The sequence below is a fragment of the Sphingopyxis sp. RIFCSPHIGHO2_12_FULL_65_19 genome, from assembly GCF_001830555.1.
GTDB lineage: Bacteria > Pseudomonadota > Alphaproteobacteria > Sphingomonadales > Sphingomonadaceae > Sphingopyxis.
This window is the reverse complement of record NZ_MIAM01000053.1, coordinates 24,949-45,254: the sequence shown is the minus strand read 5'-3', so window position 1 is coordinate 45,254 and position 20,306 is coordinate 24,949. Positions and strand designations below refer to the sequence as shown.

Below are 20,306 nucleotides of genomic sequence, written 5' to 3'. Positions count from 1 at the left end.
CCGGGCCGATGGCGCGCGATGCCTGTATCGCCAATGGATTGATGGTGCGCGGTATCCGCGACAGCCTGGTCATGTGCCCGCCGTTGATTATCACGACGCAGCAGATCGACGAGATGGTTGCCATCATCCGAAAATCTCTCGATGAAGTGATGCCGAAACTCCGCGCGCTCTAAACAGGAAAGACCCATAATCTATGCCCTCCGGCCTTTTTGCCCTGCTCGACGACATCGCGACGATCGCCAAGGTCGCCGCTGCGAGCATCGACGATATCGGCGCGGCGGCGTCGAAGGCCGGGGTTAAGGCGGCGGGGGTCGTCGTCGACGATACGGCGGTGACGCCGCGTTATGTCACCGGCTTTACCCCCGACCGCGAGCTGCCCATCATCTGGCGGATCACCAAAGGGTCGATTTTCAACAAGCTGGTGCTGATCCTGCCCGCGCTGTTGTTGCTGTCGGCGGTCGCCCAATGGGCGATCACCCCGCTGTTGATGATCGGCGGCGCCTATCTTTGCTTCGAGGGGGCGGAGAAGGTTCTTCATGCTTTGCAGAAGGACAAGACAAGCCTGGCCGAAGATGCGGAGATCGTCGCCGATAAGGACCATGAAGAGGCGATGGTGAAGGGCGCGGTGCGCACCGATTTCATCTTGTCCGCCGAAATCATGGTGATTGCGCTGAACGAGGTGCTCGACGAGCATTTTGCGATGCGCGCGGCAACGCTCGCGGTGGTCGCGATCGCGATCACGATTGCGGTCTATGGCGTCGTCGGGCTGATCGTGAAGATGGACGACATCGGACTGCATATGGCGAAGGAAGGCAATAGCGCGCGGCGTGCGATCGGGCGCGGTCTGGTGGCCTTCATGCCCAAGCTGCTCGCCGCGCTGGCACTGATCGGCACCGCGGCGATGCTGTGGGTCGGCGGACAGATTTTCCTCCACGGCCTCGACGAATATCATATTGGCAACATCGGTCACGGCCTGCACGATTTCGCGCATAAGGTTGCGGGCGGCTTGCCGGGCGCCGGCGTGTGGGAATGGCTGATCAACGCGGGTGGCGCCGGGATTTTCGGCCTGTTGCTCGGCGGCGTGATTGTCGGCGTGCTGCACCTGCTTCCGGGAAAAAAGGCGGCTCACTAGCTTGTCATCCCGGACTTGATCCGGGTGCGATGACTTCGGTGTTGCTGTGGACCCCGGATCAAGTCCGGGGTGACGATGGAGGATTACCCCAGCAAAACCACCGGACTGTCAGCACGCCAGTGCATGCTCACCTTGTCGTCCCAGGTGAAATCTTCCTGGTCGTGGCGTGACAGGTTGGGGCGCGAGACGCGGATACGCGCGCCGGTTTCCAGCTCGATCTCGAACAGCGTGATATCGCCGAGATAGGACATGCCCTTGATCTTGCCGCGCGCGAAATTATGGCCGTCGGGCGCGTCCTGTGCCGCGGCGTTGACGGCCTTGCCTGCGCCGGGAACGTGGAGATAGATTTTTTCGGGGCGTAGCGCGACCCACACGTCGGCGCCGTGCGGGCCGGTGACGCCATGGTTCAGATAGACCTTGCCGAGACCGGGGCAGTCGACCGCGGCCTTGTCGGGCTCGTCGAGGATCAGCTTGCCCTCGAAAATATTCACTGAACCCACGAAATCGGCGACGAAGCGGTTCGCGGGATATTCATACAGGTCCGACGGGGTTGCGAGTTGGGCCACCTCGCCCTTGTTGATCACCCCGATGCGGCAGGCCATCGACAGCGCCTCGTCCTGATCATGGGTGACGGTGACAAAAGTGATGCCGACCTTTTCCTGCAAATCCGAAAGCTCGAATTGCATCTGGGCGCGCAGCTTTGCATCGAGCGCCGACAGGGGTTCGTCGAGCAGCAGCACCTTTGGCCGCATGACGAGGCTGCGGGCGAGCGCGACGCGCTGGCGCTGGCCGCCCGACATCTGGTCGGGCATGCGCGTCTCGAACCCGCCCAGCTTGACCAGTTCGAGTGCTTCGGCAACCCGATCGCGGACTTCGCCCCCCTTCACGCCGGCGATTTTGAGGCCATAGGCGACATTGTCGGCGACGCTCATGTGCGGGAACACCGCATAGCTTTGGAACACCATGTTGACCGGGCGCTTGTTCGGCGGAATGCCCGCCATATCCTGTCCGTCGATCAGGATCTTGCCCTCGGTCGGCAGCTCGAAGCCCGCGATCATCCGCAGCAAGGTCGTCTTGCCGCAGCCCGAGGGCCCAAGCAGCACGAAAAATTCGCCGGCGTTGATGTCGAGGCTGACATTATCGACCGCGGTCACTTTGCCAAAACGTTTCGAGACATTCTGGATCTGGATGATCGGTTTGGCGGGTTCGGTCATGGTTAGTGGGTTTCCGCAATGGCTTTCACGCCCTGAGCCTTGAGCGCGACGAAGGTGAGGATGACGGTCAAAATGATGAGCAGGGTCGATGCGGCGTTGACCTCTGGCGTCACCGAGAAGCGGACCATCGAATAGACCTTTACCGGAAAGGTGATCGTATCGGGGCCGCTGGTGAAATAGGTGATGACGAAATCGTCGAGGCTGAGCGTGAAGGACAGCAAGGCCCCGGCGACCAGCGCGGGCTTGATGTGCGGGATCAGAACGTCGCGGAAGACCTGCCACTCGCTGGCGCCCAGATCCTTTGCCGCTTCTTCCTGTTCGCGATTGAAGGTCGCGAGGCGCGAGCGCACGACCATCGTCACAAAGGGGAAGCAAAAAGTGATGTGCGCGATGGTGATCGCGCCGAGGTTGAACGGCCAGACCGGGTCGGTCGGCCAGCCCACCGCGGCAAAGAACATCAAGAAGGCGACGCCGAGGCAAATTTCGGGAACGATGATCGGCAGCGAAATCGTGCCGTCGACCGCACCCTTGAGCGGGAAGCGGAAACGCCAGAGCATCACCGCGGCGACGGCGCCGAGCAGCAGGCTGGCGACCGTTGCGAGCGCCGCGATCGTCAGCGAGTTGAGCAAGGCTTCGACAAGCTGGTCGTTACCCAGCGCCTTTTCGTAATATTTGGTCGTGAAGCCCCGCCAGACAACGTTACGCTTGCTGTCGTTGAAGCTGAAAATCATCAGCACGACCAGTGGCGCATAGAGAAAGACCATCACCGCACCGACCCACAGCCGCATCCACAGCGTCCGGCTATATTCCAGCGGTGCTATGGGGGCGCGGGCGAACAGGGCCATCAGCCGACCGCCGGGACTTTGCGGCGCATCGACTGGATCGCGATCAGCGCGAACATGGCATAGATGAGCAGAAAGGAAAGGGCGGCGCCGAACGGCCAGTCATTCGCCTTCTTGAACTGGCGCTCGATAACGTTGGCGATCATCTGGCTGTCGGTCCCGCCCATCAGGTCGGGGGTCAGATAGGCACCGAGCGCGGGGATCAGCGTGATCATCACCCCCGCCACGATGCCCGGCGCGGCGAGCGGAACGACGATCCGCATGATCGTGCGAAAATGCCCGGCACCCAGGTCGAGGCTCGCCTCGATCAGGCTGCGGTCGAGCCGGTCGAGCGCCGCGTAAAGCGGCAGGACCATGAAGGGCAGGTGGACATAGACCAGCCCGAACACGACCGCGAAATTGTTGAAGAGCAGTTGCACCGGCTCCCAGGTCGGGAGCGGCTGGAGCCCGACGAGCGTCTTGATCCAGCTCGTCCCCTCCCACAGCGCGCCGAGCCCCTTGTTCGCGAAGCCCTGCGTGCCGAGCAGCATCATCAACGCATAGGTGCGGATGAGCAAGTTGGTCCAGAAGGGCAGCATGATGCCGAGCAGCAGCCACGGCCGCCATTTCTCGCTCGCGAAGGTGATTGCCATGGCGACGGGGAAGCCGACGATCAGGCAGATCAGGGTGACCAGCGCCGCGACCGCGAAACTTTTGCCGAAAATGGTCAGGTAGAGCCACTCGGTCGCGCGCTTGTAATTGTCGAGCGTGCCCGAAATGTCGATTTCGGTCAGGCCCTTATTCTCGCCGAAGCTGTAAAGCCAGACGATCGCCATCGGGATGAGGAAGAAGAGGATGACCCAAAGGAGCGTCGGCAGCGACACCGCCGCAAACACCCCCCTGTTCGTTTTCCAATCCTGTTCGGCCACCCCCCAATGCCTCCTTCAGGCCGTCAGGCCGCCCGGACGCGCGTAAACGCCTCTTCGTAAAGCGGCTGCAGTTCGGGGTTGAAGCGCGCATATTCGCATTTCGCCAAGGCTTCGGCGGGCGGGAAGATGACCGGGTTGTTCTTGTAACTGTCGGGCATCAACGCCTTCGCGGCCGCATTGGGGGTTGGATAGAGGATCGTCTCGGTGATTTCCTTGTCGACCTGGGCATCGAGGATATAGTTGATGAAGGCGTGGGCATTTTTGGGATGCGGCGCGCCCTTCGGGATGCACAGATTGTCCGAATTGAGCTGGCTGCCTTCCTTTGGCACCACAAAGTCGATGTCCTTGTCTTCGACCATCGCCTGCGCAATGTCGCCATTATATTCGAGCACGACATCGACGTCGCCCTTGAGCAGCAGGTCCTGCCCGTCATCCTCGTGGAATTTCTTCACATTGGGCTTTTGCTTGATCATCATCGCTTCGATCGTCGCAATGTCGGCGGGCGTCAGCGCGTTGACCGATTTGCCCAGATATTTGCCATAGAGGCGGAACATGTCGCCCGCTTCGGACAACCAGGCGATGCGTCCGGCATATTCGGGACTGTCGAACAGAACTTTCCAGCTGTCGGGCGTCGCCGACACTTTCGACTTGCGATAGCCAATGCCGAGCGCGAGCCAGGTGTAGGGCATCGAAAATTTGCGTTGCAGGTCATATTCGACGTTGATGTAGGCCGGGTCGATATTCTTCTTGTTCGGGATCAGGCTGTGGTCGAGCGGCAACAACATGTCGGCCTTGCTCATCCGTTCGACAAAGTCGTTCGACGGCACGATGACGTCATAACCGGGATTGCCCGCCTTGAACTTCGCGAACAGCACGTCGTTGCTGTCGAACAAATCCATCGTGACGTCGACGCCGGTGGCTTCCTTGAAATTGTCGAGCGTATTCTCGCCGATATAGGTGTCCCAGTTATAAAAGTTGAGCTTGGCTTCCTCGCCATTGGCGAGTTTCTTGCCGCCCTCCTTGCTACATGCCGCAAGGCCGCCGAAGCTGATCCCGATCGCCGCGACGCCCATCGCCTGGAGGAGCGAACGACGTCCACGGGTTTGCTTGATTAATTCGATCGGGTCCATGTGCTGCCTCCCTGTTTGCGACGCCAAGCTGACTCAATAAACGCGGCTTGAAAAGAGGTTATTTTGCGCTGCACCAAGAATCTTTGAAACTATGTTCCAACGATCAGGCATTGCGCAGATACCAGTCATAGTCGAGCGTCGGCACGACGCTGAAATAATTATCCTGCTCGACGCGTTTCACGATGCTGAACATGTCGACGAAACGGTCCCCCAGATAATGGCGCATCAGCGCCGACGCGTGGAAGCGATCGACCGCGGCGAACCAGTTTGACGGCGGCTTGTCGTCGCCGCTGTTGTCGCGGTCATAACCGTTGCCGACGACCGCGGCGCCCGGGTCGACCTTGTTCGTCATGCCGTGATGCATACCGGCGAGCACGGCGGCGACCGCAAGATAGGGGTTGGCATCGGCGCCGCATGCGCGATGCTCCACATGGCGGCTCGGCGGCGGTCCCGCGGGAATGCGGAACGAAACGGTGCGGTTGTTGACACCCCAGGTTGGCGCGACGGGAGCATAGCTGTTTGCCTTGAACCGCCGATAGCTGTTCGCATGGGGGGCAAAGAGCGCAAAGCCGTCGCCGACGCTGCCGATCATGCCGCCGATCGCATGGCGCAGCGCAGGAGTGCCCTCTGGATCGTCGCTGGCGAAGATGTTGCTGCCCGCCCGATCGTCGACCGAGACATGGATGTGCATGCCGCTGCCCGCCTGATCGGCGAAGGGCTTTGCCATGAAGGTCGCCTCCAGCCCCTGTTGCTGCGCGATGGCCTTGACGAGCCGCTTGTACATGATTGCATCGTCGCAGGCGCGTAGGGCGTCGGGCTTGTGGCGCAGCGTCAGCTCGAACTGGCCGGGCGCAAATTCGGAGATCGCGCTTTCGAGCGGCAAGCCCTGCACGTCGGTCGCCGCATAAAGGGCATCGAAGAAGGGGCGGAAGTCGTCGAGTTCGCGCAGGCCATAGACCTCGACATTACGCGGGGTGTCGCGGCTGTAGCCGGGACGGGCGGGGCGAATGGAGCCGTCGCGGGCGCGGCGCGGGTCGACGAGGTAGAATTCGAGCTCGACCGCGAGGACGGGGGTAAGGCCGTCGGCGACATAGCGGTCGATGACGCGGCCCAGCACATGCCGCGGATCGAGGTCGTGCGGGGTGCCGTCAAGCTCGTAGAAATCGACGAGGAATTGCGCGGCCGTCTCGCCGCCCCACGGCGTGCGGACGAGCGTGCCCGGGATCGGCTTCATCGATCGGTCGGCGTCGCCATCTTCCCAGACGAGGCCGGTTTCGACCGTATCCTGTCCGGTGATGTCGACGACGGTGATCGAGCCGGGGAACATGCGGCCGCTGTCATAGACGGCGAGCACTTCATGCTGGCGCAGCCGCTTGCCGCGCGGAACGCCGCCGAAATCGGTGTAGATCATTTCGATCGAATCGACGTCGGGATTGGCCTTGAAAAAAGCCTCCGCCTCTGCACGGCCCGCGACCACGCCCGATGATTTCGACATCGCCCCTCTACTCCTTCAATGCGCGCACGCAGTCGGCGAAAGCGCCGACCAGCCGATCGATCTGATCGCCCGTGGTAACCGGGCTCACCAACATCATATTGTGAAACGGCGCCAGCAAAATCCCGCGGTTGGCGAGGAAGAGGTGGATCGCCGCCTCAAGTTCGGGATTCATCGCCGCTTTCGCCTCGCCGCCATCGCGCGGCGGGGTGGGGCAGGTCAGGAACTCGACGCGGGCGCCGACCTGCGTCACATGCCAGTCGAGATCGGCAGCGGCGATTTCCTGCTCCAGCCCCGCGACCAGTCGTGCCGCGCCGCGCAGCATAGGATCGTAGGCGGCGGGCGTGATGACGTCGGATAGCATCATATCCATTGCGGTGATCGCGAGCGCGTTGGCCGACAAAGTCGTGCCGATGCCGCTATGCCCCGAAGGACGCGATGTGTTGAGCGCCGCCATGCGTTCGGCGACTTCGGCCGAGAAGCCGTAAACCGCGCAGGGGACGCCGCCGCCGATCGACTTGCCGACGACCATCAGGTCGGGCGCGGGGCCATGCGCGACGCCATGGCCGCCATAGCCCGAGGAGATGGTGTGGGTTTCGTCGAAGACGAGCAGCGTGCCCGTTTCGTCGCAGAGTTTGCGCAGCGTCGCCAGAAAGCCCGGCGCGTCCCGAACCATGCCGACATTGGTCATCACCGGCTCGGCGAGCACGCACGCGATGTCGCCGCCGCGCAACGCAGTTGCAAGCGCCTCTTCGTCGTTGAACTCGATCACCGTGGTGGTGTCGCGAAGATCATGGACCTGGCCGACCAGGCTTGCGCGCATCGTCGGCACGCCGCCGTTGAGGTCGACGAACGCATCATCGACCGCGCCATGATAGGCGCCGTTGAACGTCAGGATTTTCGGCCGTCCGCTGATCCCGCGGCACCAACGGATGACGGCGCGATTGGCCTCGCTGGCGGTCGTGGTGACCTGCCATTGGGGGAGGCCGAACATCGCCGCGAGACGATCGGCCAGCGCCGCGCCGCGGGTCGTCGGGAGCATGTAGCTCAGCCCCTGGCTCGCCTGCTGTGCCAGCGCGACGGCCAGGGCGGGCGGCGAGTGGCCGAACAGGCTTGCCGTGTCGCCAAGGCAGAAATCATCGTAGGTCTGCTCGTCGATGCTGGTCAGTGTGGCGCCGGTGGCCGACGCGGCGACGATAGGCACGGGGCTGGGCCAGTCGCGCATCCAGTGGAAGGGGACCGACTGGAACCAGCCCGTCGCCGCCGCATGATGCGCGAAAGCGCGGGGATTGGCGGCGCGAAAATGGTTCGCTTCGCGCGCGGCAAGGCGGGCGATGGCGGCCGCGGCGATCATCCGAGCCGGTCCTTCAGCGCGTAATAGAGCAGCCCCAGCGTTGCGAGCGGACGGCGCAGCCACTTGCCGCCGGGAAAGGGGCGAGCGGGCAGGTTAGCGAGAAGGTCGAAGCGTTCCGCGATCCCAGCCACCGCTTCGGCAATCAATTCGCCCGCGATCGTCGTTACCAACGCGCCGTGACCCGAAAACCCATGCGCAAAAAAGACGTTCCCGCGCCGCCCGATGTGCGGCAGGCGGTTCATCGTCACGGCGACCGCGCCGCCCCAGCCATAGTCGATCGGCGCGTCGGCGATCTGCGGAAAGACTTCGGCCATGAAAGGCCGGACGAACGCGGCGATGTCGCGCGGCGGGGTCTGCGAATAACGCTCTCCCCCGCCAAAGATCAGGCGCCTGTCGGCCGACAGGCGGAAATAGTTGAGGACGAACCGGCTGTCCGCGACCGCCGCGTCGCTGGGGAGCAGCTCATCGGCGTTCGCAAGCGGGGCTGTCGCGATATTATAGTTCATGATCGGCACGGTGTAGCGGCCGAGATCGGGCTCGACATGCCCGATCCAGCTGTCGGTTGCGTCGATGATGTAGTGCGCGGCGATATGCGCCCGATCGGTGATCAAGCCGGGACCGGCGCGATTGTCGGTGATGCGATAGACCCGTTCATTTTCGAGAATGCAGACACCGGCCCGTTGCGCAGCCTGCGCCAGACCGATTGCATAGTTGAGCGGGTGGAAATGCCCGCCCTGCGGATCATGGACACCGCCATGATAGAGGGGGCTGGCGATATGGACCGCCATATCCTGCTTCGCGACGATATGGCTTTGATAGCCGAAACGCTTGTCCAGGAAGGCGGCTTCGCGCTGCATCGCGTCGAAATCCTTTGGCGTCCACGCCGCCTCCAGATGGCCGGGCTTCAGGTCGCAATCGATGCCATGTTTGGCGATCCGCGCCTCGACGCGATTGCTGCGCCAGCACAGGTCGAACAAGGCGTCGGCACGATCGCGGCCAAATTCGGATTCGAGTTCGGAGGCGGTCCAGCGAAGGCCCGGTATCAATTGCCCGCCGTTACGCCCCGATGCACCGAAGCCGATATGCTCGCGCTCGACCAAAACCACCGAAAAACCGCGTTCGGCGCAGGCCAGCGCCGCGGACAGGCCGGTGAAGCCGCCGCCGATGACCGCGACGTCGAACGAAAGCTCTTCGCCCATGTCATAGGCCGAACGCCAGCGATGCGCGGTCGCGGCATAATAGCTGTTGGCGAGCGGATCGGTCACGGCGGGTGCCCGGATCAGACCCGCATCAACAGATGTTCGCGTTCCCAGCTCGACACCACCGACTGGTAGTTGAACAGTTCATAATCCTTGACCGCAAAGAAGATTTCAAAAAAATCGTCGCCCAGCAGGTTGCGCACCTTCTTGCACGAAGCGAAGCGGTCGAGCGCGGCTTCGAGCGTGCGCGGCAGGGTGCGTGCGCGGTTATAGGCACTGCCGGTGATCGGCTTCGCCGGCACCATCCGATCGACCATCCCGATATAGCCGCAGATCAGCGACGCCGCGATGGCGAGATAGGGGTTGCTGTCAGCGCCCGGCAGGCGGTTTTCGACGCGGCGGTTGGCCTTGTCGGAAATCGGCACGCGAAATCCGCACGAGCGATTGTCTTCGCCCCACTGGACGTTGATCGGCGCCGCGCTGTCGGGGCGCATACGGCGGAAACTGTTCACATTGGGCGCCCACAAAGGCGAGATTTGCGGCATGTAGCGCACGAGGCCCGCAATATAGCTGCGGAACATCGCGCTATCGCGCCCGTTGGCGGTGGAAAACAGGTTCTTGCCGGTCGCGGCGTCGACCACCGATTGGTGGATATGCATCGCGCTGCCCGGCTGGCCTGCCATCGGGTTCGCCATGAAGGTCGCGTAAACGCTGTGCTGTTTCGCGACGTTGCGCACGACGCGCTTGAACAGAAACACCTCGTCGGCGAGGCGCAGCGGGTCGCCATGCTCGAAATTCACCTCCAGCTGCGCGGCGCCCATTTCGTGGATCATCGTGTCGATATCGAGCCCCATCAGCTCGCAATCGTCATAGATATGATCGATGATATCCTCATATTCGTTCATCGCCTCCAGCCCATAAGGCTGGCTCGCGGTTTCGCTGCGCCCCGACTGGCCGACGGGCGGGGTCAGCGGGAAATCGGGGTCGGCGTTCTGCGAGACGAGGTAGAATTCGACCTCCGGCGCGATGATCGGTTTCCAGCCCTTTTCAGCGTAGAGGCCGAGGACTTTCTTCAGGATCGTGCGCGGCGCGATGTCGACCTCGCTGCCATCGCCGTTATAGGCATCGGCGATGACAAAGGCGGTGGGCGAGGTGAAGCCCGGCGCGACGCAGATCGTATCGGGATCGGCAATCAATATCTTGTCGGGGTCCTTGTCCCAGATGTCGTCGATGTCCTCCGGATAGTGACCGTCGATCGTACAGATGAACACGCTGCCCGGAATGCGCAGCGACTTGTCCTTGACCGACGACAGGAACTTCTTGGCCGGCAGCACCTTGCCGCGCTGAACCCCGTTGATGTCGGGGACGATACATTCGACTTCGTCGATATTATGGTCGCTGATCCATTGTTCCAGATTGACTGACATGCGCCCCCGATTGGGCCAAGGAGTCGGCCCGTTATGGAGCGGGCAGCGTATCGCAAGCCGTGGGGGAGCGCCAGAGGGGGGCGCTGTTCGGCCAATTTCGGCATGATTATATGCTGGATCGTTTGATCGTGCGAAAGCCCGTTGTCATTGCGAGCGAAGCGAAGCAATCTCCAACCCTCGACCACAGCTTCGGCCGAGGGCTGGAGATTGCTTCGTTGCTGGGATCCTTGCAATGACATGTTTGAAGGAGATCGCGATGCGGGGTGAAAACGACCAAATGGCGTCATTCTGGATGCCGTTCACGGCCAATCGGTCGTACAAGGCGAACCCGCGCCAGCTCGTGTCGGCCAGCGGGATGCACTACCAGTCCAGCGACGGGCGAACGATCCTCGACGGGACGTCGGGGCTGTGGTGCAGCAACGCCGGCCATTGTCGCGCCGAAATCACCGATGCAATCGCCAAGGCAGCGGCAACGCTCGATTTCGCGCCGACTTTCCAACTCGGGCACCCGCTGCCTTTCGCGCTGGCGCAGCGGTTGGCGGCGCTGATGCCCGAAGGACTCGACCGGATATTCTTCACCAACAGCGGGTCGGAGTCGGTAGACAGCGCGCTGAAGATCGCGCTCGCGGTGCAGCGGGCGAAGGGGCAGGGGACGCGCACGCGGCTGATCGGGCGCGAGCGCGGCTATCATGGCACCGGCTTCGGCGGGATCAGCGTCGGGGGGCTGGTCAACAATCGCCGGGCGTTCGGCGGCGGGCTTCCCGGCGTCGATCATCTGCGTCACACCCACGATATCGGCCGCAACGCCTTCGCGCGCGGTTTTCCCGCGCACGGCGCCGAGCTGGCCGACGACCTCCAGCGGCTGGTCGACCTGCACGGCGCCGACACGATCGCGGCGGTGATCGTCGAGCCAATGGCAGGATCGACGGGCGTCCTGATCCCGCCCGTGAACTATCTTCGGCGGCTGCGCGAAATTTGCGACCGCCACCGCATCATCCTGATCTTCGACGAAGTCATCACGGCGTTCGGCCGCGTCGGCGGCGCCACGGCCGCGGGGCAATGGGGGGTGACGCCCGACATCATCACGATGGCAAAGGGGCTGACCAATGCTGCGGTGCCGATGGGCGCGGTCGCGGTGCGGCGCGACCTCCACGATGCGGTGCTCGACAGCGTGCCGGGCGGCATCGAATTATTCCATGGCTACACCTATTCGGGGCATCCGCTCGCGAGCGCCGCGGGACTTGCCACGCTGGATCTTTATGCGCGCGACGGCCTGTTCGACAAGGCGAACGCGCTTGGCGCCTATTGGGAAGATGCGGCTCATAGCCTGAAGGGCCGCCGCCATGTCATCGACATCCGGACGATCGGTCTGGTCGCGGGAATTGAGCTCGAACCGCGCGCAGGCGCGCCGACGGCGCGCGCGATGGAGTTGTTTCACGCCTGTTTCGACGAGGGATTGCTCGTTCGCGCGACCGGCGACATCATCGCGCTGTCGCCGCCGCTGATCGTCGAAAAGACGCAGATCGACGAGATGTTCGGAAAGATCGGAGAATTGCTGGAGAGCATCGACTGACGAAAATCGTCAGTCGGCGGCCGCATTCGCTTCGATCCGGGCCGCGGCGGCCGCAACCTGTCGCGCGCGCGTGGCTTCGGTCTGGATCAGACGTTCGGCCATCGTGCGCCACGCCTGTTCGGCGCGCAAATTGCGGTCGCGGACCTGCGACAATGTGCTTTCCGCCGCGTCGGACGCGCATTTGTCCGCCTGGATCAGGTAGAAATCGCTGGTGTTCGACATGGCGGAAATCCTTGGATTGAGAAGTGGAGGGTCGGCCTGGAGAGTTTAGTCGACCATTTGGGCAATGAGGCGGCGCAGTTCGCGCCGCGACAGCGTCGGCGATCGCCGTTCTGCTTTGTCGGCCTGCGCCTCGATGGCGGAATAAGGCCGGAGAAGAGAGGGGAATGCATTCAATTTAAAGTTCATAATATCCTGTAATTTTTCTTTTATTTTCGTTGTTGGCGTCAACGACGGTTGCCCTTGCGGGGGCCGCCGCCAGCCGGACCAGCGCCGCGGTCGCGATACACGATACGGCCCTTGGTCAGGTCATAGGGCGTCATTTCGACGCGGACGGCATCGCCAACGACGGACCGGATGCGAAAACGTCGCATCCGGCCTGCCGTGTAAGCGATGATCCGATGATCATTTTCCAGAATGACGCCGAAACGTCCGTCGGGAAGAATTTCATCGATCTGGCCGTCGAGGGTCAAAAGCTCCTCTTTCGCCAAAAGATCAGGCCTGCTGGATGTTGACGGCGGCAACCTTGCCGCGCTGGTCGGTTTCCAGGTCATAGGAAACGCGCTGATCCTTGTTCAGCGTCGACATCCCGGCGCGTTCGAGGGCGGTGATGTGGACGAAGCTGTCGCCCGAGCCGTCCTCATTGGCGATGAAGCCATAGCCTTTTTCGGTGTTGAAGAATTTTACGGTGCCGATGGGCATGGGTCGTTCCTTTCACGGAAGCGGAGTTACCACCGGCTCATGCCGATGGCGCCAGGTAGCGTGAAGATGGAAGTGTCCGCCAATCAGGCAAAAAAATCCGTCGCAGGCGACGATAGCCCGCCCAAGATGGGCGCGATTGGGCCAAAAGTCAAGGATAAGGCCAGATTCACGCTTTGACGACCGCGACTTAGCTGTCGCCCGACAGTGGGAATGTCACCGAAACGCGCGTTCCCTTGCCGACTTCGCTTTCGATGTCGAGCTGGCCCTGATGCCGCTCGCTGATGTGCTTGACGATGGCAAGGCCAAGGCCGGTCCCGCCCACCGAACGGCTGCGCGCTTCGTCGACGCGGTAGAAACGTTCGGTCAGCCGCGGCAGGTGATCGGGGGCGATCCCGTCGCCTTCGTCACTGACCGACAAGCGGACGCGCCGCCCCTCGCGGACAAGTTCGACGGTGACCGGCGTATCGGCGTGACCATATTTCATGGCGTTGGAAATGATGTTGTGCGCCAGCTGCTTCAACTGGGCTTCATCGCCCAGCATCGGTGCGGGGTCGTCGCCGATCCGGGGCGCAATATCCTTTGCGCGCGCCTGTTCGCTGTCGCGCAGCTGCGCGATCGTGGTGCGGACGATATTTGCCAGATCGACGGGCGTCGTCGGCCGCCGAAATCGGTCGGCCTCGACGCGCGAGATCGACAGAAGGTCGATGACCAGCTGTTGCATCCGCCGCGCCTCGCGATCGATGATCGACAAAAAGCGGTTGCGCGTCGGCGCGTCGGCTTCGCCGTTCATCTCCTGCAATGTTTCGACATAGCCGAGAATGGCGGCGAGGGGCGTGCGCAGTTCGTGGCTGGCGTTGGCGACGAAATCGGACCGCATCCGGTCGGCGGCGTCGATCGCCGAACGATCGGACAGAAAGATGATCCGCTCGCTTCCGGCAAGCACCGCGGTCCGCATCGTCCAACGCTGCCCCGGACGCGGGAAGTCGATCAGGCTGATCGTTTCGAGCGGCGCGTTGCCGTCGATACGCGACAGCCAGTCGGTCGCGGCGGGATGGCGGATCGCGGTGCGGACGTCGGCGCCCACGATATGCCGACCGAGGAGCCGGATTGCGGCATCATTGGCGATGGTGACGATATTGTCGGCCGTGCCGATCAGCGGTTCCTTTTCCTGGTCCACCCAATGCGCGAAGTCGGGATGGCGAAGCAGCGATATGGCGGGCGTTTCCGCCAAGGGCGGCGCGCTGCCACCCTGCATGTCCGGCAGCGGCGCGGGCAGCGCGCTGTAAACGGTGGCGGCCGCGACGAAACCGGCAACCAGCATGATCGCGATCGACAGCGGGTCGCCCCCGGAAAGCGCGGCAAAGATGGCCGCAATGGCGACGAGCGTCAGGGCGATGACCAGGCTGGACAAACGATCGAACATCGCGGCGGGCGTCGCACGAAGCGGTGGCGGGACGCAAGGATGTTTAGGGCAATTAACGCGTCATTTGCGAATGTCCCAAAGCGGGAAGGCCGAACGCGGCGGCGGTCTTTTGCTTTTCCTTGCGCCATCATTGGGTTATGCGCGCGTGATGGATGCCAGCGACCAGCCCGCAGAAACCGGCGAGACCGGAGAGACCATTCCCACGCGCCGCCATATGCTGGCGCTTGGCGCCGTCGGTGTCTCGGCCGCGCTGACGATCCGTCCTGCCTTTGCGCAGACCGCCGTTTCGGTCATGAATTGCCAGATTCCCGTGCCCGGGCCGACCGGCGCCGGGAAATATATCGACACCGCGGGCAAGCTGGTCCCGCCGGGCACCAAGGGGGCTTTCCCCGGTTCGGCGCGGCCGTTCACGGGCGAGGAAGTGAAGCGCGCGTTCCGCGGTCAGACGCTGCCGGGAACGACCTATAACCAGTCGCAGGCCTATCTTCAGTATATCCGGCGCTTGCAGGCGGGGCAGAGCGGCTTTACCTGTTTCGCATCGATCACGACGTCGCGCTGATTGTCGCTCCTTTTCAGGCGATGTCGGTCCAGCCGCATCGTCAGGAAAAGGAAAATTCGTGAAGCTAGCATCGCTCAAAAAAGGCCGTGACGGCCGCCTTGTCGTCGTTTCGGACGACCTTGCCTGGTATGCCGACGCGGGGCAGATCGTCCCGACCATGCAGGCGGCGCTCGACAATTGGGCCTATGCCGCGCCGCGCCTTGCCGCGCTGGCCGAAGACCTGAACCATGACGCCATTCCCAAGGAGCGGTTCCACGAACGCGACGCCGCATCGCCGTTGCCGCGCGCCTATCAATGGGCCGACGGCAGCGCCTATGTGAACCATGTCGCGCTGGTGCGGCAGGCGCGGGGCGCCGAAATGCCAGACAGTTTCTGGCACGATCCGCTGATGTATCAGGGGGGCAGCGACGCCTTTCTGGGCCCGCGCGATCCGATCCCGCTGGGCGACCCGGCATGGGGATGCGACATGGAAGCCGAGATCGTCGTCGTGACGGGCGACGTGCCCGCCGGCATCGACGCGGTGACGGCGCGCGACAAGATATTGCTCGTCGGGCTTACCAACGACGTTTCGCTTCGCGGCCTGATCCCGGCCGAACTCGCCAAGGGCTTTGGTTTTTTCCAGTCGAAGCCGTCGAGTGCGATGTCGCCGGTGTTCGTGACGCCCGATGCGCTCGGCGACCGCTGGAAGGACGGCAAGCTGCACGGCGCCTTGTGCGTCGACCTCAACGGCCAGCCGCTGGGGCGCGCCGATGCGGGCGTCGACATGACCTTTGATTTCGGTGCGCTGATCGCACATGCCGCGAAAACGCGCGATCTGGGGGCCGGCACGATCATCGGGTCGGGCACCGTGTCGAACCGCGATGCCGACGGCGGGCCGGGCAAGCCGATCAGCGCGGGCGGGCTGGGTTACAGCTGCCTGGCAGAAGTGCGGACGGTCGAAACGATCCAGCAGGGCGAGCCGAAAACCCCCTTCATGCAAAAGGGCGACACCGTTCGCATCTGGATGGATGACGACCGTCACCACAGCATTTTTGGCGCGATCGAACAGCAGGTCGGCTGAACGAAAAAGGGGCGGGATCGCTCCCGCCCCTCCTTTGTCATGGGTTGCTGCGGGATCAGCCGCCGCCGAAGCTGCCGCCCGAGAGCGCGTCGCTGAGCGCGCAGGACGCGGGCCCCAAAATGACGATGAACAGCACCGGCAGAATGAACAGGATCAGCGGAACCGTCATGATCGCGGGCAGGCGCGCGGCCTTTTCTTCGGCGCGCATCATGCGTTCGTTGCGGAACTCCGCCGACAGCACGCGCAGCGCGCTGGCGAGCGGCGTGCCGTATTTTTCGGTCTGGATCATGGTGGTGACGACGCCTTTCACCGATTCCAGATTGACCCGATAGGCAAGATTTTCAAACGCCTGGCGCCGTTCGGTCAAAAAGCCGAGCTCGATCGAGGTCAGGGCAAATTCTTCGCCCAGTTCGGGATAGGCGCGGCCCAGCTCCTTTGACACCCGCGAGAAGGCGCTGTCGACGGTCAGTCCGGCCTCGGCGCAGATGACGAGCAGGTCGAGCGCATCGGGCAGACCCTTGCGGATCGCGTCGGTGCGCTTCTGGCGCTTGTTCTGCACAAACAGGTCGGGTGCCTTGTAGCCGAGGAGCAGCGCGCCCATCGTGATGCCCGACCGTTTGAACGGCGTCATGTCGGGCCACATGTCGAGGCCATAGATCAGGAAGGCGGCGAGACCGCCAAAGACGATCGGCAGGACCATGCGGCCGAAAATCACGGCGACGGCCAGATCCTTCGACCGGATACCCGCCTGCGCCAGTTTTTGCTGGACGTCCTTGATCTGTTCTTCCTGCAACACCTGGAGCTTGCCCAGGAAGGTGCGCATCTTGTCAGCATGTTGGTTTTTGCGGACCAACCGGGCGCGGCGTTTCGCGGTCGAGGCGGTGATGCCGGCCTTGAGCTGTTCGCGGCGTTCGTTCAGCGCCTTGACCCGCTTGGTCATCGGATTGCGAACCGTGAGCGCGTTGTAGATCGCGAACAGCACGGCGAAGACGCCGACCGCGGCGAGCATCGTGCCCGCCCACACGACGTCGACGCCAAGGACCATCGGTCCCGCGGGCGTGCCGGTGAATGCCGAGGAAAGAAGGAGACTGCTGTTCACTTGTCCTGCCCCTTCAAATTTCAAAACTGATCATCTTAGCCATGATGCCGGCACCGATGCTCATCCAGACGAGGCCGCCCAGACCCGTGACAATCAGACGCTGTTCGGTGAAGAAACCGGCCAGATAGCTGGGGTTCATCGACCAGACGACGCCGAACACGAAAAAGGGCAGGGCGCCGACGATATAGGCGGACGCCTTCGCTTCCGACGACATCGCCTTGATCTTCAGCTTCATCTGCGCGCGCTTGCGCAGGACTTCGGACAGGTTGGCGAGCGTCTCGGCCAGATTGCCGCCCGTTTCGCGCTGGATCTGGATCGTGATGCAGAAGAATTGGAATTCGGGCGTTCCGAGCATGTCGGCCGATTCCTGCAACGCCGCTTCCATCGTGTTGCCGATACGGATGCGTTCGACGACGCCCTTGAATTCCTCGCCGACCGGGCCCGGAAGCTCCTGGCTCACCACCTGAAATGTTTCGGTGACGGGCAGGCCGGATTTCAGGCCGCGCACCAGCAGGTCGATGGCATCGGGAAAGCGCGCGTTGAATTTCTTGACGCGCTTTTTGATCGCCATGCCGACAATCATGTAGGGCAGGCCCAGGCTGATCATCAATCCGACGAGGCCGGCCATCAGCATCGGTGCACGCAGCGCCAGCAGGGCGCCGGTAACGACGACGAACAAGGCCATCGACGCGAACATATACTGGCTCACCGTCCAGCCCTTGCCGGTCCGGCGTATCCGCTTTTCCAGTTCCTCCCGACGTGGGAGCAGGTTGGTCAGCGTCGACTGGCCCTGCGCCGATGCAATCGTCTTGCGCATCTGCGCTGCCACCACCGCTTCGGTGGACGCCGCGTGACGGTCCTTGACCATCGCCAGTCGCCGCGTCTTCGCCTTGCCGGCCGACGGCCCGCCAAGCAGGATGACGATAAGGGCAAAGGCCACAAAGGCCCCGGCGATGATAAGGATGACTGGCAGATTCATGGCTGGCTGATGTCCGCTTCTATCGCTGGTGGTGGTGACGGCGCGTCAGGCGCGCCGTCATGCCGCCTGTTTCGTGCCCTTTTTGGTCATCAGGCCAAGCTTGCCGAGCAGCGAGCCGCCCGATTTGCCCTTGGCCGCGGCGATCTGGGCCTCTTCGGCTTCGACATCGGCGCCGTCGAGAATGAGCCGCATCAGGTTCGTCCAGACCTGCGCCGACTTCGTTCCCTTGCAGATTTCTGCATAGGATTTGCCGAGCTTTGCCGACTGGCTGACCATTTTGGGATCGAACGGAATGACGATGTCGATCTGGCGTTCGATCGACGATTCAAATTCCTTGCGCGACAGTTCGCCGATGGCGTTCTGAAACTTGTTCGCGACGAGGATGACGCGCGCGCCCGGCACATTCTGTTTGAACCAAGACAGCAGGCGGATCGTGTCGCGCGCCGCGGCAAGCGTCACGTCGCTGACCAGCAGGATCGTGCCCGCTTCCGACACCAGGTGCGGGAAGGGGATCAGGACCTGGCGCGGGATGTCGACGATCGTCATCTCGAACGCGCCGCGAAGTTCTTCCTCAAGCTGGAAAAAGGCCGAGCCGTCGGTCATCACTGGCTGGTGGATCGGCGCCTCGGCCGACAGCAGGCTGAGCTTGTCCGAAGCGCGCACCATCGCGCGCTCGATGAACAGGCCGTCGATGCGGCTGGGGTTGTCGATCGCGTCGATCAGGCCGCGGCCGGGTTCGAGGTCGAGCGTCAGCGCGCCGGTGCCGAAATGGACGTCGAGGTCGAGCAGCGCTGTCTGGCGGCCCGCCTGTTCGCTGATCGCCCATGCGAGCGAGGTCGAAACCAGCGAGGCGCCGACCCCGCCGCGCACGCCGACGACGGCCATCATGTGATGCGGCTTGTCGTCATGCATGTCGGCGTGTTTCGGAGCGGTGAGCATCGCCTGGGCCATGGTCAGCGATTCGCGGACCTGTTCGAGCGACAGCGGCTTCAGCAGATAGTCCTGAATACCCGACGACAGAAGATCGCGGTACAGCCGGACGTCGTTCACCTGGCCGGCGGCGATGACCACCGTGCCGGGTTCGCAGACTTCGGCGAGCGCATTGATGTCGTTGATCGGGTCGCCCGATTCCGACATGTCGACGAACAGGATGTTGGGGCTTGCCGACACCGACAAGGACTGCACGGCGTTGCGCAGGCCGCCCTTGTTACATTTTTCGATGGGCCAGCCCATGTCGTTGGCGGCGGCGCGGATCAGCTCCAGCGTGTCGTCGTCGCAGACGAAGGCGTTGAAGGGGTCGCGCAGACCTGCGGATTTGAAAGGAGCGTTCACTTGCCGTCTCCGCTCGTTGAGACGTTGGTCAGTCCGCCAGCGCCGGTTTGAGGTTTGGTGCGATAGGTTTTGATCGCGCGTGTCGCTGCCGCCGAATCATTGCCCGAGGCGCTGGCGCCGCGGATCAGGTCGTTCGGATCGGCAACCATCGAGGCGATGTTGCTGTTGACCGAGCAGCCATAATTCGACGACGTCGCATTGACGGGATTGAACGACGAATTGCTGGCCCAGTTCGGGCAGCCCGGCACAAAGGCCGCCGCGCGGGTGACGATGATGCGGAGATGGTCCTGCGGCACCGCGCCGGTGGTCACCGGAACGTCGCTGCTGAGCAATAGCCCGCGGCGTTCGACCATCGAACGGACGGTGGCCTGGGCCGATCCGGCGCCATAGGCCGAGCCATCCTCGATCGCGACGCGGTCGCCATAGCGGACACCCATCGCGTCGAGCCAACCTTGCAGACGGCCCTGTTCGCTGGGCGGCAGTTCGCCGTTCGAGGCGGCGACATCGAATTGATAGATGCTGTTGCGAACGACCGGCTGGTGCACCGAATCAAGACTGCGGTTGCTGTAGGCAGCGCCCGTGCAGCCCGCGAGCGACGTGGCAAAAGCCAGGATCGTCCAAGTTGCGATTTTCTTCATCACTTTGCTCCTGAAATCCGCCGC

Annotated in this window: 21 protein-coding genes and 1 pseudogene; 5 read left to right on the top strand and 17 right to left on the bottom strand. The window is 63.0% G+C overall.

All coding sequences use genetic code 11. The features are described 5' to 3' along the window. Both A3E77_RS15130 and A3E77_RS15125 read left to right on the top strand, forming a co-directional pair. Nucleotides 1-173, top strand: a pseudogene (locus A3E77_RS15130) (aspartate aminotransferase family protein); the annotation flags it as partial. A 20-nt stretch (nt 174-193) separates the two neighbouring features. After that, nucleotides 194-1,132, top strand: coding sequence for a DUF808 domain-containing protein (locus A3E77_RS15125; RefSeq protein WP_293647409.1), 939 nt, complete (start codon nt 194-196; stop codon nt 1,130-1,132). 83 nt (nt 1,133-1,215) lie between these two features. Here A3E77_RS15125 and A3E77_RS15120 read toward each other — a convergent pair whose 3' ends face one another. From A3E77_RS15120 to A3E77_RS15085, 8 genes are all read right to left on the bottom strand, one after another. Next, nucleotides 1,216-2,346, bottom strand: a complete 1,131-nt coding sequence (locus A3E77_RS15120; protein WP_293647407.1) for an ABC transporter ATP-binding protein — start codon at nt 2,344-2,346, stop codon at nt 1,216-1,218. Nucleotides 2,347-2,348: 2 nt separating this feature from the next. Continuing rightward, entirely contained in the window at nt 2,349-3,191 is an 843-nt protein-coding gene (locus A3E77_RS15115) for an ABC transporter permease (RefSeq protein WP_293647405.1), read from the bottom strand. Further along, on the bottom strand, nt 3,191-4,096 hold the full coding sequence (locus tag A3E77_RS15110; protein ID WP_293647403.1) for an ABC transporter permease: 906 nt from the start codon (nt 4,094-4,096) through the stop codon (nt 3,191-3,193). Before A3E77_RS15110 ends, A3E77_RS15115 begins: the two co-directional genes overlap by 1 nt. A 23-nt stretch (nt 4,097-4,119) precedes the next feature. Further along, on the bottom strand, nt 4,120-5,226 hold the full coding sequence (locus A3E77_RS15105; RefSeq protein WP_293647401.1) for an ABC transporter substrate-binding protein: 1,107 nt from the start codon (nt 5,224-5,226) through the stop codon (nt 4,120-4,122). Between the two features lie 103 nt (nt 5,227-5,329). After that, nucleotides 5,330-6,721 (bottom strand): glutamine synthetase family protein, encoded by a 1,392-nt coding sequence (locus A3E77_RS15100; protein ID WP_293647399.1) that lies wholly within the window; start codon nt 6,719-6,721, stop codon nt 5,330-5,332. Between the two features lie 7 nt (nt 6,722-6,728). Next, entirely contained in the window at nt 6,729-8,072 is a 1,344-nt protein-coding gene (locus A3E77_RS15095; RefSeq protein ID WP_293647397.1) for an aspartate aminotransferase family protein, read from the bottom strand. After that, nucleotides 8,069-9,337 carry an NAD(P)/FAD-dependent oxidoreductase gene (locus A3E77_RS15090; protein ID WP_293647395.1) on the bottom strand — a complete coding sequence of 423 codons (1,269 nt, stop codon included), beginning with the start codon at nt 9,335-9,337 and terminating at the stop codon, nt 8,069-8,071. Before A3E77_RS15090 ends, A3E77_RS15095 begins: the two co-directional genes overlap by 4 nt. 14 nt (nt 9,338-9,351) lie before the next feature. Next, nucleotides 9,352-10,698 (bottom strand): glutamine synthetase family protein, encoded by a 1,347-nt coding sequence (locus A3E77_RS15085; protein WP_293647393.1) that lies wholly within the window; start codon nt 10,696-10,698, stop codon nt 9,352-9,354. Nucleotides 10,699-10,954: 256 nt separating this feature from the next. Between A3E77_RS15085 and aptA the strand changes: the two genes are divergently transcribed. Next, nucleotides 10,955-12,271, top strand: coding sequence for an omega-aminotransferase AptA (aptA, locus tag A3E77_RS15080; protein WP_293647391.1), 1,317 nt, complete (start codon nt 10,955-10,957; stop codon nt 12,269-12,271). A 9-nt stretch (nt 12,272-12,280) separates the two neighbouring features. Here aptA and A3E77_RS15075 read toward each other — a convergent pair whose 3' ends face one another. From A3E77_RS15075 to A3E77_RS15055, 5 genes are all read right to left on the bottom strand, one after another. After that, complete coding sequence (locus A3E77_RS15075; RefSeq protein ID WP_293647389.1) at nt 12,281-12,493, bottom strand: hypothetical protein; 213 nt, start codon at nt 12,491-12,493, stop codon at nt 12,281-12,283. A gap of 45 nt (nt 12,494-12,538) precedes the next feature. Then, complete coding sequence (locus A3E77_RS15070; RefSeq protein WP_293647387.1) at nt 12,539-12,721, bottom strand: hypothetical protein; 183 nt, start codon at nt 12,719-12,721, stop codon at nt 12,539-12,541. Then, nucleotides 12,718-12,981: a translation initiation factor IF-1 gene (gene infA, locus A3E77_RS15065; RefSeq protein ID WP_037515274.1), complete on the bottom strand. Its 264-nt coding sequence runs from the start codon at nt 12,979-12,981 to the stop codon at nt 12,718-12,720. Before infA ends, A3E77_RS15070 begins: the two co-directional genes overlap by 4 nt. A gap of 4 nt (nt 12,982-12,985) precedes the next feature. Beyond that, nucleotides 12,986-13,192, bottom strand: coding sequence for a cold-shock protein (locus A3E77_RS15060; RefSeq protein WP_293647385.1), 207 nt, complete (start codon nt 13,190-13,192; stop codon nt 12,986-12,988). A gap of 187 nt (nt 13,193-13,379) precedes the next feature. After that, complete coding sequence (locus A3E77_RS15055) at nt 13,380-14,615, bottom strand: sensor histidine kinase (protein WP_293647383.1); 1,236 nt, start codon at nt 14,613-14,615, stop codon at nt 13,380-13,382. A 148-nt stretch (nt 14,616-14,763) separates the two neighbouring features. Between A3E77_RS15055 and A3E77_RS15050 the strand changes: the two genes are divergently transcribed. Both A3E77_RS15050 and A3E77_RS15045 read left to right on the top strand, forming a co-directional pair. Beyond that, a complete protein-coding gene (locus tag A3E77_RS15050; RefSeq protein WP_293647427.1) occupies nt 14,764-15,174 on the top strand; it encodes a hypothetical protein in 411 nt (136 codons plus the stop codon). Nucleotides 15,175-15,232: 58 nt separating this feature from the next. Next, nucleotides 15,233-16,234 carry a fumarylacetoacetate hydrolase family protein gene (locus A3E77_RS15045; RefSeq protein WP_293647381.1) on the top strand — a complete coding sequence of 334 codons (1,002 nt, stop codon included), beginning with the start codon at nt 15,233-15,235 and terminating at the stop codon, nt 16,232-16,234. A 55-nt stretch (nt 16,235-16,289) separates the two neighbouring features. Here A3E77_RS15045 and A3E77_RS15040 read toward each other — a convergent pair whose 3' ends face one another. From A3E77_RS15040 to A3E77_RS15025, 4 genes are all read right to left on the bottom strand, one after another. Next, nucleotides 16,290-17,279: a type II secretion system F family protein gene (locus A3E77_RS15040; RefSeq protein WP_293647425.1), complete on the bottom strand. Its 990-nt coding sequence runs from the start codon at nt 17,277-17,279 to the stop codon at nt 16,290-16,292. 67 nt (nt 17,280-17,346) lie between these two features. Next, entirely contained in the window at nt 17,347-18,312 is a 966-nt protein-coding gene (locus A3E77_RS15035; protein ID WP_293647379.1) for a type II secretion system F family protein, read from the bottom strand. A 57-nt stretch (nt 18,313-18,369) separates the two neighbouring features. Beyond that, nucleotides 18,370-19,644, bottom strand: coding sequence for a pilus assembly protein CpaE (locus A3E77_RS15030; protein WP_293647377.1), 1,275 nt, complete (start codon nt 19,642-19,644; stop codon nt 18,370-18,372). Continuing rightward, complete coding sequence (locus tag A3E77_RS15025) at nt 19,641-20,282, bottom strand: CpaD family pilus assembly protein (RefSeq protein ID WP_293647375.1); 642 nt, start codon at nt 20,280-20,282, stop codon at nt 19,641-19,643. Before A3E77_RS15025 ends, A3E77_RS15030 begins: the two co-directional genes overlap by 4 nt. Nucleotides 20,283-20,306 lie beyond the last annotated feature (24 nt).